The organism is Flavobacterium sp. UBA2787 (assembly GCA_002352205.1).
Classification (GTDB): Bacteria; Bacteroidota; Bacteroidia; order Flavobacteriales; family Flavobacteriaceae; genus Flavobacterium.
This window is the reverse complement of the sequence record DEHZ01000010.1, coordinates 483,149-498,632: the sequence shown is the minus strand read 5'-3', so window position 1 is coordinate 498,632 and position 15,484 is coordinate 483,149. Positions and strand designations below refer to the sequence as shown.

The window sequence follows — 15,484 nt, the reverse complement described above, 5'->3', positions numbered from 1 at the left end:
CATAAATTTATAAATTCAGAGCAAATAACCAGTTGATTACTTTTGCTTTTTTTATTAGTAAAATAGTAATCAGCTAAGGTTTTTGTTTAGGTGAGAGATGAAACAAAGTTCCATAGTTGTTTAAAAAGGACTTCTTTACTTTGTGAGGTAATAGTAAAACAAAACTCTTTGTGATAGATATGAATAACTTTAATTGACATTATCAATGCTTTCAAGTAATTTTGGTCTTGTTAAAGAAATGATTTGAATTTATTACAATTGTAAGTATTTATTTAAGAATATGCTTTAAACATGCATTTTGTCGATAAAGTGCCGGGAAATAATTTTGTAGATTTTAATTAACTGTATTTATCAAGTAAATTTGAAGAATAAAAAAACCGGAAAATCTGACCTTTCCGGAATTTAATTAATGTTTAATATTTTTAAGAAGATTAAGTTCTTTGACTTTACCTTTCTGAGGATAAGGTTTAAGAACTAATCTAAAGGGAGAATGAGTAACAGGATGTTATTCGCTCCTCAGTTTAGAACCATCTGTTGTAGCAGGTGGTTTTTTTGTTGTACAAATATACAAATTGATTTTAAATATATGTCAATACTTTGACATAGTCATCGATTTTTTTTCGATTTTTAACGTTTTGTGGCTCTCATGTTACAACATATCTAAATTATTTTTGTATTGGAGCTATGCTCTGCTTTTTTTTCTTTGTGGTTTTACCTACATTTTTAATTTTACTTATGCTATTTTTTACTAAATCCACAACCTGCTCCGCAAAGTGTTCTAGCAAATATTTCCTATAAAAAGCTCCGCAAATGTCTCCCGACTTTGCAGAGTTTGAAAAAGTAAAAATAAAACTAAAATTGCCCCGCTGCAGCACAAATCCCTTCGTCTGGCAATTCAAAACCTCGAAGCAATTAATCACTCAATCACTTCACAATCAAACTATTTTGTATTTTTGATATAGCAATTCTCTCAAAAATGTGCAAGGTTTATAATTCAGTAGGTTGTTTAACGCAAATACAATCCCGCTTGCGTGAGCAAAACGTGGGTGGAAATGAATCTGTTGAGGAGCTAATTCATTTTCAACAGAATTATGGTAATGAGAGAGAAAAAATAATTGGTCATCATGCGTTTTTACTTGAACAGGAAAAAGAAAAGTTAAGCGAAGAAATCGTTCAGTTGACAATGGCTATCAACGCAACCAAAGGTGAAGTTGAAGAAAAATTAACTTTACAATTAGAACAGTTAAAGTTGAGATTAGAAAACTTACCTTCTACCCTTTCCACAGTAATGCAGGTGTATGAGTACTACTTTAAGAAAAGTGTTCTTTCTACAAAAATTTGGTTTTCGGAACTTCTTTTTAACTATCGATTAAACTATTCTATCCGGCATTTGAATCCACAATTAACCGAAAAAAACAATCGTTTTCAATATTTGGATTCTAATTTTGAGGAAGCATTAAACAATAGCAGTTTGATTTCGCTTACTACAGTTGACCAAAAGAAAAATATAATTGATGAGCTATCTAATTCCATCTATGGAGCTATTGGAGAACAAAAAGTGGTAGCAGAAATTGAAAAATTATCTAATGATTACATCTTAATTAACGATTTCAATTGTATTTTTAATCCTCCACTCTTTCATCCTGAACAAAAACAGAAAATCAATTCTATTCAGATTGATCATTTACTAATTGGACCTTCCGGTATTTTTTTAATTGAAACTAAAAACTGGAGTTTAAAGTCAATTGAAAATATGAACTTGCGTTCGCCCATTCAACAAATAAAAAGGTCTGGATATGCTTTATACAAACTATTGAATGGAAAAATGGCTACTTCAACATTTAATTTAAAAAAGCACCATTGGGGCGACCAAAAAGTTCCTGCAAGAAATGTACTTGTTTTATTAAATCATAAACCAAAAGAAAATTTCAAGTTTGTCAAAGTTGTTAACTTGTCGGAATTGTTGAGTTATGTGCATTATTTTGAACCCTGTTTATCAAATAATGAAACAACAAGTATTGCTAATTACTTGAATTGGCTAAATGGTAAAGTTTTGTAGAATATCAACGACAAGGCAAAGGTATCCGTGCGACTGCGGAAGTGACTTACAACCAACAACACTATGAATTTATTACAAATATAAAAACAAATAAATCAGCTAAATTGTGTTTCTTTAAACACGAGAATCCCTTTAGAATCAATACTACTAAGGTTTGCATTCTTGATATAAAAGTGTAAATTAGCCGAAAATTTTCGTTAAATAGCAGAGATTATTAAAAACGAATTATTTTATCAGCGAGTACTACAATTATATTATCTTATGAAAAAATTGGTTCTTAATATTTTTTTACTTTTTATTCCAATTATTGTTTTTGGACAAGAAAATTGTAACAATGGCATTGATGATGATGGAGACGGACTTATTGATTTAAATGATCCTGATTGTGTTTGTTCATCTTCTTCTCCTAACTTTATAAGTAATCATGATTTTGAACAACTAATTTATTGTCCTTTTGATTTTGCTCAATTCGATGCTGTATCCAATTGGTTTATGCCAAGTTCTGCAACATCGGACTATATCAATTCTTGTGATTTTGTTCCTGTATCTGCTTTAAATGCCGGAGTATATCCGTTACCCACTTCGAATGGAAATGGTGTTGCCGGAATATTAGTTTCTCAAGATTATAAAGAGTTTATAGGAATTTGTACTAATACTCCACTTTTAGCCGGAACAACGTATCAATTAAATTTTGATATTGCTTCTTCAACTTCCGGTAGAATTCTTAGTACAAGTCCTAATACTGGTAGTGTGTGTAATGATGGCATACTTAATGCCGGGAAAATTGATATAACTTTATATGGTAGATCATATTGTAATACCACTACTCCACCAAATACAAATAATTTTCCGGCAGGATGGCAACCTTTGGGAACTGCCACCTATTTACCTTCAAAAAACTGGAATCAGTTATCTATACTTTTTACACCTACCACCAATATTAATTCTATTATGATAGGTTCACCTTATACGTTACCCAACACTTATGTAAATGAAATTGGGTATTTATCATGTTTTCCTTATTTTTATTTAGATAATATTATTTTGGACAATGCATCTAATTTAGGAGTCAATATAAGTCAAACAGGAAGTTTTTGCGATAACACGTTAGTTCTTATTGCGGAAATAGATTCCAGTATTGGTTCAGGCTATTCTTATCAATGGTATAAAGATGGTATTGCAATTGTTGGTTCGACCTCCATTTCATTGCCTATTAACAATCAAACAAATAACATTGGAAACTACCGAGTTAAAATAACTAACTCAAGTTCATGTAAAATTAGTCCTTATATAAACGTAAATACTGTTTTTGATGTACCCGATTACAGTATTAATCAATCACATTGTTTTCCCGGAATTACTACAGTAAGTATAACAACCGAAGCGGATGAATATAGTTTTGACAATGGTGTTACTTGGTCTACTAATCCAATAAAAGAAAATCTAACAGCACTTTTTAATCCTATTAGAATTTTAGTTAAAAAAAATGGTTGTATATCTAACACAAGATTTCTAGTGTTAACTTACCCTCCAATAGAAACTGTCTATACGCAACCAGAAGTTGAAGTAGTCCAAGCTGGTTGCCAAACAAATGGATCTATAACAGTAACTACGCCAGCTCTGGAATATAGTTTTGATGGAGGCAATACATGGACAACAAATCCAACTATAATTATTTTACCTACTGACCCTTACCATGTATATAGTGTTAGAATAAAAACATTATTAGGTTGTATTTCAATTCCTAGAGGTGTTATAATGCATTCTTTTCGTTTACCCGAGCCAACATACGAAAAAACCAATGTTTTTTGTGGTATTGGTGGAAGTATTACTTTTACAACCTTAGCACAAGAATATAGTATAAACGGAGGTGCAACTTGGTCAACGAGTCCCGTTTTTACTAATTTAAATGTTGGTACTTATAATTTAATAATCAAGAATGAATTTAATTGTATTTCTTTTATCGAAGTAGCTTATATAGTTACAGATAATTTGCAAAAACCTCAAGTTTCATTTACCCAGCCCGAATGTGGAGTATTGGGAACAATTACTGTATTAACAAGTGCTGCTGAATACAGTTTTGATGACGGAGTAACATGGTCTACAAACAATATCGCAACAAATTTAACTTCAGGCTATTATAGAGTAAAAGTCAAAGATTCTCAAAATTGTACTTCATTAGCTGAAACGGTTTATATACAAGCTTTTCAACTAGATATTGATATTGAATTTACAATCACTAACTCCAGCTGTACTAATAATGGAAGTATCACAATTTCAACAGTTGCTCAACAATATAGTATTGACAGTGGATTAACTTGGACTTCTAACCCCATATTTACAAACCTTTCATCAGGGTCATATTTTATAAAGGTTAGAAATGGGTTAAATTGTGAATCAACCACAATGTATGTTGATTTATATGATTTTACAGATATTAGTCCTAATTATCAAATTACTGATGCGGGTTGTAACTCATATGGAAATATCACAATAACAACAGTTGCTGATTTTTATAGTTTTGATAATGGAATTACTTGGTCTGTAAATAATATTATTTCAAATTTATCAGGTGCTTCAACTTTTATTTTATTAGTCAAAAACGATAATTGTATATCTCAAGGAATTAGTGTTGATTTTAATTCAAATTATATTTCAAATCCAATAGTTAATGATTTTGATGCTTATGTTTGTGATAGCAACAATAACCAAATCGAGAGCGTAAATTTGACTGATTATAATTCTAATATATCTGAAAACGATACTAATCATGACTTTTATTATTTCACCAACTTGATAGATGCTCAGAATTTAAATTTTATAAACCAAATCCAAAATGTTAACAATTTTGAAATTACTTCTGGTTCTTTTGTATATGCACTAGTAGAATCTTCTGAAAATTGCTATAGTATTGCTGAAATTTATTTTACGCTATTACTTAGTCCAAGCATCAACTCTATTCCAAATGATATTATATTGTGTGAAAATAATACCGTTACTGTAAGTGCGGGAACAAATTTTGATAGTTATTTGTGGTCTACAGGTGAAAGTTCAAATTCCATTCTTATTGACCAACCTGGAAATTATTCTGTTACGGTTACTCATGAGTATTTTAATCAAACCTGCTCTGTAACTAAAGACTTTAATGTAAATTTATCGAGTCCTGCAAACATAACGAGTATTACTACTGAAGATTTTACTGATAGTAATAATGTAATAGAGGTTAATGTAACTGGTTATGGCAATTATGAATATTCTGTAGATGGTATTTTATATCAAGATAGTACTATTTTTAATAATTTAGAAAGTGGTATTTACACTGTTTACATTCGTGATAAAAACAATTGCGGTATAGTAACTGATGAAGTTTTTCTATTAATGTATCCTAAATTTTTTACTCCAAATGATGATGGATATAATGACACGTGGAAAATAAATTTCTCTGAGTTTGAAGCAGAACTGGTAGTTTCTATTTTCGATCGATACGGGAAACTTCTTAAAGTATTAAATCAATCATCAGCTTGGGATGGCAAGTTCAATGGTACTAATATACCGTCTGATGATTATTGGTTTGTTGTGAAACGAAAATCAGGTAAAGAATATAGAAATCATTTTACTTTAAAAAGGTAAAAAACTCATAATCATCTACTGTCCCAATTAGTAAAATTTTGTATTCATAATAGCCCAGCTCCCCTAAATCTTCTTAAATAGTACTAATGCTCTGCGAGCATATCCCGACCTCGCAGCAAATAATCAATTCCAATTTAAAAAAACATCAAACCAACTTTCAAATTTTTATTATATTTGATAATAACACCCGCTTTAGTACCAGAACGTTGGTGTGCATTTAATTAAACTAACTATGAAAAGAGAGAATGAGGTGTACAGTCTGAGCGGAGGTTATAGTCCCTTTATTTATAAAAATAAGACTGGTCTTATATATTGCTTCCCTGTTTCATCAGGTCATGCGGATATGGAATTTGAGTTCGATATTTCAGAACAAGATTTAGACGTATTAAAGTCAAGCAACTATAGATTTAAAGCACTTTATTACATACTTTTCAATGAAGCTCAGTCTACGTTTGGGACTGGCCATCCTAATCCACGTAGATATACAACTGAAGAATTTGAGGATGCCAAAAATAAAGTGTTATATAAATCAGAACGTGAGTTAGAGTTATATATTAAGGAATTCTCTAAAAAGAAGAATATAGCTGAAGATTACTTTCAATTGTTTTCTAAAAATGTCTTTCTACCTCGCAGCAAATAATCAATTCCAATTAAAACAACCATAAAATGAAAGTCGCTCTCACTATTTTACTCACTCTCCTACTATCAGTTTCAATCATTACTTGTAAAAACGCAAAAAAAGAAGAGTTTAAACCTAAACTAGTTTACGAGTCGGCTATTTTGCAAGTGACCCAAATAACAGAAAATTCTTTTATACACACGTCATTCTTGCAAACCAATGATTTTGGTAATGTTCCTTGTAACGGCCTAATTGTTTCAGATAGTAAAGAAGTAATTATTTTTGACACACCCGTAAACGACAAAAGTGCAGACGAATTGATTAAATGGATAAACGAAACACTTCACTATAAAATAAAAGGTATTATTCCAACACATTTTCACGATGATTGTTTAGGAGGACTCAACTCATTTCATACTAACAAAATACCTTCTTATGCCTATCTAAAAACGATTGAACTTGCAAAAGAAAATAATTTTACTATTCCTCAAAACAGTTTCAACGATTCACTACTCCTGAAAGTAGGCAATAAAACAATTCTAGCAAAGTCTTTTGGAGAAGGACATACGAAAGATAATGTTGTTGGCTATTTTCCAAGCGAAGAGTTGTTGTTTGGTGGCTGTTTAATTAAAGAATTAGGTGCTAATAAAGGTTATTTAGGAGATGCCAATGTAGCCGTTTGGTCAACTACCGTTGAGAACATAAAAAAAAGATTTCCAAACCTAACGCTTGTTGTTCCCGGTCATGGAAAATATGGAAATGCAGAATTACTGGATTATACAATTGATTTATTTAGGACGAAATATTTTGGTGAGGGTAAATTTGAATCTAAGTAATTTATTAAAAAAGCTTACTAAGTCTTTTTAAATAGTAGGAAGCTCTGCGATTCCGGTAACCATCGGGACGACTTCGCAGCAAATAATCAATTCCTACTACAACCTAATTTCACAATTTTTATTATATTTGATAAATACAAAGTATATAATAGCTCAACTGAAAACATTAAAGAAACTAAACATTCCTAATGACCACCGTAGAGCTTCGATTAAACATAAAATGGTGGGAATCAAAACGATGGATTTCCTTTGCATTCGTATGTATTTTTTGTGGAATATATTTTAATTTTGATGTTATGAGTCGATACGTGAACAAAACCGTTTTATTTCATTTTATTGTACTATTTCTGTTTTCCTGTCAAAACAAAAAAGAGGAAACTACTTTCGTATTTGAGAAAAGTGCTTTACCGGAACTCCATTCCAATTTGCCGGAACAGCCTACCGCTTGTGACTGCTTGAAAGAAATGGACCAACTTTTAGATGCCTTACTTATTATTCAGGATGATTTTAAACGTTTAAAAGCACTGTATGAAAAAGAAACAGAACAAGATATCAAAAATCAAATAAGTGATTACCTACTTGATTTGGACAAAAGCACAAAACCGTATAAAACCCAATTGGTTCTTGTTGAGGAAAAATGTGCTTTTAGCGACGAAGCATTTGAAAGCTGTGGCTTCTTTGAAAAAACTAAGGAGAAATTTGCGAAACTTGAACAGTAAATAGTGGTTGGTTCTGTTTTGTCCTAAGTCTTGTTTAATTGTAAGAAGCTTAATGAGTGTCTCCCCCCTCGCTGCCGCAAGAATCCCTTCGTGTGGCAATTTACTTAAGTAAGAGATAGTAGGCAGTTCCACCAAAATTTAAAAAGTAACGCGAAACCTCAAAAGCAATTACTTATCCAACAACCGCTCCAAATAAGCAACCTTATCTTGTTCCGCTTTCAACAAACGTTCAAACAATTTTTCCTTTTCATCATAAAGTTCAATCACTTTTTCAAGCGGATTGAACGTACAGTTTGTAACACCAAATGCTCCGATATTATTGCCTTGACTAGAACTATTATCGTAAAAATTAAAATAATTAATCACGTTTTCCTCAGAAAAATTCTTTATTGCCTCTTGTGAAACGCCTAATGCTTTTGCAATTTCTTGTAGCTTATCATCGTCAATAGTTTCACTATTTTCAATATTAGAAATAGTTTGCTGGCTCACGCCAATAGCAAAAGCCAATGCCTCTTGCTTCATGCCGCGTAATTCTCTAATCTTACTTATTTTTCGCCCAATGTGGCCTGTTTTTTCTGCTGTGTTCATGGTATAAAAATATAAAAAAAATAAACAATTGGTCTTAGTAAACTACCAAAAATTTTGGTAAAGTACTACGCCTATTCACTTACAAATTCAAGTGATGATGTAGCGTAAAAATGGCGTTCTTACAAAAATACAAATTTTACGTATTGGTTGATCAAAATAATAAATAGTTTTTAAGTAGGTGTCTTTGGCAATTTTCAAGAAAATGCTATCTACTTTCTTCCCTACTAACCAGAACTTTTTAAACATAACCAATTCTGCTGACATACATTCCGTGTTTTTTGTGTTTTCCGTGAGAAAAAAAATCAAAACCACACATCGCCTTTTCCTCCATACCATCCCCCTATCCTGAGTATAGATAGTGTATGAGTAGTGTATGAAAAACATTATGTATAATAGAAAGAAATCAAACAAACCTAACCACATCTTTTACAACTTATTTACCCAAACCAACAACCATCAACTCTACTATCATAAAACCATCAAACCCATCGTTCCGCTCGTCCTACTTTACGTTATTCTTTCCAACATGCCAACAATCCGAACCCCTACATCTTATTTAATAAGACGAAACTCTGCGATAGCCTTACAACCTCGTAACAAAATAAAAGCGTATATACATTGAATAAAAATATATATTTATTGTTTATCAATAATAATTTATTATATTTGCGATGTAATTTTAAATCATAATTCGTATGTCAAAAAGAGATAACCTCATTTTTAAAGGGCTACACATTATTGCTTGGATCATTTTCGTGGCTTTATGCATTGAAGCAGGAGCTTTGCTTTTCAATTTCATTTTCAGCATTTTCAAACCTGAAGTGGTAAAAAATTTATATCAAAAATTAGATTTGAGTGAGATGTATCAATTTAACCAAGGTATCTTTTATGGTATTTACAGTTTTATTTTATTTATCGCTGTTCTAAAAGCCTATCTTTTCTATCTTGTTATTTTGCTCTTGAGTAAAATGGATTTGTCTAAGCCGTTTAGCAGTTATGTTTCTACTAAAATTACAAACATAAGTTACCTAACACTATCAGTCGGATTAATTAGTTACATTGCTCAACAAGTCGTTAAAAGTCTCGAACATTATGGCTTAGTGAGTGAGCAACTCAACCCTTTTTGGGCAGATAGTCAAGCATACATACTAATGTCGGCTGTTATCTACGTGATTGCTACTATTTTTTCAAGAGGTGTAGAAATTCAAAACGAAAACGACTTAACTGTTTAGAAAATGCCAATTATTGTAAACCTAGATGTCATGATGGCCAAACGGAAAATATCGTTAAACGAACTTTCCACCCGAGTCGATTTAACTTTATCCAACCTCTCGATCTTAAAAACCGGAAAGGCAAAAGCAGTTCGATTTAGCACCCTCGAAGCCATTTGCAAAGCATTAGATTGCCAACCCGGTGATATTTTGGAGTTTGTGGAAGATGAGTAAATGATAGTGCAATTTAATAATTTGTATTAAACCTTTTTAATCTTTTAGAGTCAAAGCAACAACTATTAAAAAAAGCTCTATGAAAACCTTACTCTTTTTGCTACTAGTTGGATGTACTACTTCAGTTGTTGGTCAGGAACTCTATTTTCCGCCCAACACAGGAACAGCGTGGGAAACTACTCCGCCAAGCACTTTAGGCTATTGCCCTGAAAAAATTGCAGAACTATACACTTTACTCGAAGAAAATCAATCCAAAGCCTTCCTCCTACTAAAAGATGGAAAAATTGTATTAGAACAATATTTCGACGGTTTTCAACCCACCGACAATTGGTATTGGGCTTCCGCCGGAAAAACGATTACCGCTTTTACGGTTGGTATTGCTCAACAAGAAGGTTTTTTATCTATTGAAGACACTTCTGCTGATTATTTAGGAGAAGGTTGGACAACAGCACCAGCAGAAAAAGAGCAACAAATTACCATTAAAAACCAACTCAATATGACAAGCGGATTGGATTATACAGTTCCAAATTTGGGTTGTACAGATCCGGAGTGTTTGGAATACCTATCCGATGCCGGTTCCCAGTGGTATTATCACAATGCCCCCTATACCTTGTTAGACCAAGTCATAGAAACGGCTACCAGCTCAACGTTGAACCAATACTTTTCGCAAAAAGTTAGAAACCCAATCGGAATGAATGGTGCCTTTATTCAAGTAGAAGAAAACAACGTATATTTTAGCACTCCCCGAAGTATGGCTCGTTTTGGATTATTGATGTTGAATGGTGGAAGTTGGGGAACTACGCCGATTATGACCGATACGAACTACTTCAACGAAATGATAAACACCTCGCAATCGCTTAATTTGTCCTATGGCTATCTGTGGTGGCTTAATGGAAAAAGCTCTTATATGTTGCCGGGTTCAACTCTGGTTTTTCCGGGTTTTCTAATTCCTGACGCACCCGCAGACACCTACGTAGCAGCCGGAAAAAACGGTCAATTTCTAAATATTACGCCCAGCGAAGGATTAGTTTGGGTGAGAATGGGTGATACTCCCGACGATTTGCTCGTGCCCTTTTTCTTGAACAATCAGATTTGGGAAAAAATAAACGAGTTGGTTTGTCCCTTATCAACCACAGATTCAGCATTCAAAAAATGGCAAATTGCTCCTAATCCGGTTAAAGATCAATTGTTGATTCAGAACCCGACCGCTGAGTCGTACAATTGGGAATTATACGATAGTTCGTCCCAGATTCTAGAAAAAGGAAACCAGCAATCATCCCCAACATTAACCGGCTATGCGAACGGATTCTACTGGTTAAAAATTCAGTCAGGAAACGATGTGCAATGGGAAAAAGTTATAAAAAAGTGACGCTAAAAGAAGTGATTTTATCCAATAAGCCATAACTATCATTTTTACTCTGGATAAAATAATGGAAAAACGGAAAATGTAGTTTGATTGATTATACTCGAAGCCATTTGCAAAGCATTAGATTGACAACCGGCGGTATTTTTAGAGTTTGTAGAAGATGACGAAAAAATAAAAAGTAGCAAATTTCTTGTTCAGAGCAGAAAATCAAAAAAGTATATATTTGTGAAAAAATTACCTCTATGAATAAATTGTTCTACATTATTTTATTTTTAAACTTCTTTACAGGGATAGTTACCTCTCAAAATATTTCGTTTACTGATGCTCAATTTGAAGCTAAACTTTTGGAAGCTTCTCCGTTGAATGATATTGCGTTAGACGAAAACAATAATCCAATTACAATTGATAGCAATAACGACGGAATTATTCAAGAAAGTGAAGCCTTGCAGGTTATCAAATTAAATGTTTTTAATGGTGGAATTTCTTCGTTAGATGGAATTGAGTATTTTACGAATATGATCGATTTAATATGTGCGATGAATAACTTAGAATCATTAGTGCTTCCTGAACTACCAAATTTACTTTATTTACAATGTCAATTAAATCAATTGGAAGTATTGGATGTTTCGCTCACAGAAAACCTAATGTTACTAGAAGCCGAAATGAATAATCTGCACACGATTACTTTTCATCCCAATTCACAGTTGTATTCAATTAATCTTAGATATAATAACTTTGTAGCATTTGATTCAAGTGGTTTATCGCAATTAGCTGTATTGTTTATTAATCAAAATTCTTTAGAGCAATTAAATGTAAGTGAATCGTCAAATTTAATTAGTTTACAGTGCCAATACAACAATTTAACTACTTTAAATTTATCAGGACTCCCTAATTTAGCAGGTATAATGTGTAATAACAATCAACTTACAAACTTAGAACTAAACGAATTACAAAATTTGATTGCATTGGAGTGTCAAAACAATCAGTTGGTTCAAATGGATGTGAGTGACTCACCGTTGTTGGAATATGCTTTTTTTGAAAACAATAATTTGGTTGAATTGAATTTAAAAAACGGAGGTAATGAATCAGCTTCTTTCAGTGGAAACCCAAATTTAAGCTATATCTGTTGTGATGAAGCAGAAATTGAATCTATTGAACTTTTAATAATAGATTGGGAGATTCCAAATTGTACGGTTGATTCCAATTGCACTTTAGATACGAACGATTTCGTTTTGAACAATCGCTTTATAATTTCGCCAAATCCTGTTGAAAATGCTTTTTCCATCTATACTGACAAAACTGTTTTGAGTGTTTCTTTATATGATTTGAATGGAAGATTAATTGAAACTTATCCTTCCAAACAAAGCAATTTGTATGAGTTGAATATTGAAAATGGTATTTATCTTGTAAAAGTGATAACAACTGATTCGATAGTAACGCAAAAGATTTTGAAGGAATAATTTTTTAAGTTAAGAATATGAATAAACGTAGTAAATTATTCATTCTAATAATTATTCAATAATATAAATAAGTTTATCTTTTTAGTATAAAATTAAAACATGAAAAAAATTATACCTACAGTTTTCTTATTGTTCACAATTACATGTTCCTATTCACAAAATAAATTTGGAGCTTTTGCAGGTTTAAATTACAACTATTTAACACAAGGAAATTATGAAGCATTTTTATCTGAAAGTTCCGTTTCGCTTCATGTTGGTGTGTTATATGAAATGCCTTTAAATGAATCAATTAGTTTTCGACCTAAGTTGATGTATTCTACACAAGGTGATCGAAAAAAAACTGACCAATCCGAATTTAACCTAACTGCTGTTGATTATAAATTATCCTATATTAATGTCCCGCTGGATTTTAAATTTTGGAATAAAATATACCTTATTGCCGGACCACAGATTGGGTATTTAATTAACACCGAAAAAATGAGTGACGATTATGGCGATGTTGAATCTAAAATTGATTTTGGAATAAATGTTGGTGCAGGCTATACCATAAATAAAGTATTTATTGAATTCAGTGCCTATAAAGGTTTTTCAAAAATTATTGAATATGAAGATCAATTCAATAAGCAAAATAGCTTGACAAATACATTGGTTCGATTATCGGTGGGATACTATTTTTGACAATAATGCTATGATTACTTACCACAAACTTCTAAAATATTCCTTCAACAGCTTATCGTTTTCATACGTTGGTGTGAAGATTTCCAGAATTTAAAATGTATTACCCGATTTAGATAGCAGGTGAAACTAATTTTACTTTACTTACGCTCACACCTTTTGAAACAGTAAATCAATGTTACTCAAATTTTTGTTTACTTTTTTGTTTTAAACATTTGCACTATTACCCAAACATGCGGAAAAGTGATTGCCGCCAAAAATGCAAAAAATAAAGCGTCAAAATAATGTTGCTGATTAAAAAGGAAATACAATAGTGCTATTCCAGTTAAAGCTACCAGCCAATAAATAGCAGCAGATTTAAAATACTGTTTGAAATTTTTCCATGTAAACGAGCCATAAAGAAAATTGATTTGATCTTTGATGGATGGAATACTGTGCCAAATGATAAAGTAGAGTGCAAATCCCCAAATTAAAGTTGATGTTTGAAACAAAACAGCTAACACAATTAACAATAAAAGTTCAACTCCTAAAGGCCTCTTATGATGTTTGGTTTTTCTAAAAATGATTAAACCAAATAGTAATGTACAAAAAAGAGAGAAGTATAAAAACGCTATGATAAGGTTATTTGAAATTTTAAAACCGGAGATATCCAGCATAATTCGTTGTACATCTTCTTGATGACAAACGAATAAAAGGGCTAAAATTAGCAGACCATAAAACAATTGAAATAAAAATTCAAACCAATAACTTCCAGTTTTGATATCAAGTTGCCAATGTTGCTGCCCAAAATGATAACCGCTCACCAAAATAAATAATGCAAGTGCTATGGCAGGAAAAAAGTAAAATAAAGCAACCCCCAAAACCACAACAATACAATAATAAAGTAGAATTTTTGTAGTATAAATGAACTTTTCAATGGATTGCGTTTTGCCAATTAGTAATAAATCATTAGCTCCATGGAGGATTCCAAATGAAAAAATCAAAATAAATCCTACATAAGTTTGCGTCGTCTCGTTAAAAAAAGACTTGAGCCATAGTCCTAAAAAGCTTACTATGATTAAGAAGCTAATAAATTTTGACATGAACAACTATATTTTGTTTAAAGATATGTAAAAAATATTAAACAAAATAATTCTTTTTTTGTTTAATGTTTTGTAGCTTTGATTAAACAAAAATCTTAAAAAAAATGTTATGAAAAATTTTATGTTAATTGCCGATTTAGTTCCAAAGCTAGATCCAACGGATTATGTTGGTTTTACGTTCTTTGTAGGGTGCATGGCTATGATGGCTGCCTCTGCATTTTTCTTTCTTTCTTTGAGTCAGTTTGACAAGAAGTGGCGAACATCAGTTTTAGTTTCTGGGTTAATTACTTTTATTGCTGCTGTTCATTATTTCTACATGCGTGATTATTGGGCAGCACACATGGAATCACCTACTTTCTTTCGTTATGTAGATTGGGTATTAACGGTGCCATTAATGTGCTTGGAATTTTACTTAATTTTAAAAGTAGCCGGAGCAAAACAATCTTTGTTGTGGAGAATGATTGGATTCTCAATCTTGATGTTAGTTACCGGGTACTTTGGTGAAGCTGTTGACCGCGATAATGCCGCTTTGTGGGGTTTTATTTCAGGTTTGGCTTATTTTGTGATTGTGTACGACATTTGGTTAGGTGCTGCATCAAAATTAGCAAAACAAGCCGGTGGTGATGTTTTGGCTGCACACAAAATCTTGTGCTGGTTTGTATTGGTAGGCTGGTCAATTTATCCGTTGGGCTACATGCTTGGCACAGACGGATGGTATAGTGGTCTTCATGCCCTAAACCTTAACATTGATGTGGTTTACAACATTGCCGATGCAATCAATAAAATTGGATTCGGTTTGGTTATTTACACCTTGGCTGTAAAATCAAGCAAATAATTAACCCATTTCAAAATGAAACCGGACTTGATAGGTCCGGTTTTTTTTTATGTAATAATTTAATTACCAGAAACTCGTTTGGTGTAATTAAATTTTGAAATAGTTTTACCACTAATGCACTAATTTTTCAGGAAGATTATTCGCTTAAATTCGAATTTTCATCAAAGATG

At 32.0% G+C, this 15,484-nt stretch carries 14 protein-coding genes; 11 read left to right on the top strand and 3 right to left on the bottom strand.

Going from position 1 to position 15,484, the window contains the following annotated elements; translation table 11 throughout:
• Nucleotides 1-976 precede the first annotated feature (976 nt).
• The 5 genes from B4N66_RS08885 to B4N66_RS08865 all read left to right on the top strand — a co-directional run bounded on the left by B4N66_RS08885 (nucleotide 977) and on the right by B4N66_RS08865 (nucleotide 7,863).
• Entirely contained in the window at nucleotides 977-2,059 is a 1,083-nt protein-coding gene (locus B4N66_RS08885) for a nuclease-related domain-containing protein (RefSeq protein WP_291094061.1), read from the top strand.
• A gap of 261 nt (nucleotides 2,060-2,320) precedes the next feature.
• A complete protein-coding gene (locus B4N66_RS08880) occupies nucleotides 2,321-5,689 on the top strand; it encodes a T9SS type B sorting domain-containing protein (protein WP_291094060.1) in 3,369 nt (1,122 codons plus the stop codon).
• A gap of 232 nt (nucleotides 5,690-5,921) precedes the next feature.
• Nucleotides 5,922-6,329: a hypothetical protein gene (locus tag B4N66_RS08875; RefSeq protein WP_291094059.1), complete on the top strand. Its 408-nt coding sequence runs from the start codon at nucleotides 5,922-5,924 to the stop codon at nucleotides 6,327-6,329.
• Between the two features lie 26 nt (nucleotides 6,330-6,355).
• On the top strand, nucleotides 6,356-7,144 hold the full coding sequence (bla, locus tag B4N66_RS08870) for a subclass B1 metallo-beta-lactamase (protein ID WP_291094058.1): 789 nt from the start codon (nucleotides 6,356-6,358) through the stop codon (nucleotides 7,142-7,144).
• 188 nt (nucleotides 7,145-7,332) lie between these two features.
• Nucleotides 7,333-7,863, top strand: a complete 531-nt coding sequence (locus B4N66_RS08865; RefSeq protein WP_291094057.1) for a hypothetical protein — start codon at nucleotides 7,333-7,335, stop codon at nucleotides 7,861-7,863.
• Nucleotides 7,864-8,031: 168 nt separating this feature from the next.
• On the opposite strand, the gene B4N66_RS08860 is transcribed toward B4N66_RS08865, so the two are convergent.
• Together B4N66_RS08860 and B4N66_RS08855 are read right to left on the bottom strand one after the other, a co-directional pair.
• Nucleotides 8,032-8,451, bottom strand: coding sequence for a helix-turn-helix domain-containing protein (locus B4N66_RS08860; protein WP_291094055.1), 420 nt, complete (start codon nucleotides 8,449-8,451; stop codon nucleotides 8,032-8,034).
• An 87-nt stretch (nucleotides 8,452-8,538) separates the two neighbouring features.
• Nucleotides 8,539-8,715: a hypothetical protein gene (locus tag B4N66_RS08855; RefSeq protein WP_291094054.1), complete on the bottom strand. Its 177-nt coding sequence runs from the start codon at nucleotides 8,713-8,715 to the stop codon at nucleotides 8,539-8,541.
• Nucleotides 8,716-9,146: 431 nt separating this feature from the next.
• On the opposite strand from B4N66_RS08855, the gene B4N66_RS08850 reads away from it, so the two are divergent.
• The 5 genes from B4N66_RS08850 (at nucleotide 9,147) to B4N66_RS08830 (ending at nucleotide 13,400) form a co-directional block, all read left to right on the top strand.
• A complete protein-coding gene (locus tag B4N66_RS08850; RefSeq protein WP_291094052.1) occupies nucleotides 9,147-9,683 on the top strand; it encodes a DUF2975 domain-containing protein in 537 nt (178 codons plus the stop codon).
• A 3-nt stretch (nucleotides 9,684-9,686) separates the two neighbouring features.
• Nucleotides 9,687-9,896 carry a helix-turn-helix domain-containing protein gene (locus B4N66_RS08845; RefSeq protein ID WP_291094049.1) on the top strand — a complete coding sequence of 70 codons (210 nt, stop codon included), beginning with the start codon at nucleotides 9,687-9,689 and terminating at the stop codon, nucleotides 9,894-9,896.
• Between the two features lie 79 nt (nucleotides 9,897-9,975).
• A complete protein-coding gene (locus B4N66_RS08840) occupies nucleotides 9,976-11,265 on the top strand; it encodes a serine hydrolase (protein ID WP_291094047.1) in 1,290 nt (429 codons plus the stop codon).
• Nucleotides 11,266-11,504: 239 nt separating this feature from the next.
• Entirely contained in the window at nucleotides 11,505-12,722 is a 1,218-nt protein-coding gene (locus tag B4N66_RS08835) for a T9SS type A sorting domain-containing protein (protein ID WP_291094046.1), read from the top strand.
• Nucleotides 12,723-12,821: 99 nt separating this feature from the next.
• On the top strand, nucleotides 12,822-13,400 hold the full coding sequence (locus B4N66_RS08830; protein ID WP_291094045.1) for a porin family protein: 579 nt from the start codon (nucleotides 12,822-12,824) through the stop codon (nucleotides 13,398-13,400).
• Between the two features lie 191 nt (nucleotides 13,401-13,591).
• Here the strand turns inward: B4N66_RS08830 and B4N66_RS08825 are convergent, their stop codons facing one another.
• Nucleotides 13,592-14,479, bottom strand: a complete 888-nt coding sequence (locus B4N66_RS08825; RefSeq protein ID WP_291094043.1) for a Brp/Blh family beta-carotene 15,15'-dioxygenase — start codon at nucleotides 14,477-14,479, stop codon at nucleotides 13,592-13,594.
• A 109-nt stretch (nucleotides 14,480-14,588) separates the two neighbouring features.
• On the opposite strand from B4N66_RS08825, the gene B4N66_RS08820 reads away from it, so the two are divergent.
• Nucleotides 14,589-15,314, top strand: coding sequence for a bacteriorhodopsin-like (locus tag B4N66_RS08820; RefSeq protein WP_291094041.1), 726 nt, complete (start codon nucleotides 14,589-14,591; stop codon nucleotides 15,312-15,314).
• The last annotated feature ends 170 nt before the right edge of the window (nucleotides 15,315-15,484 follow it).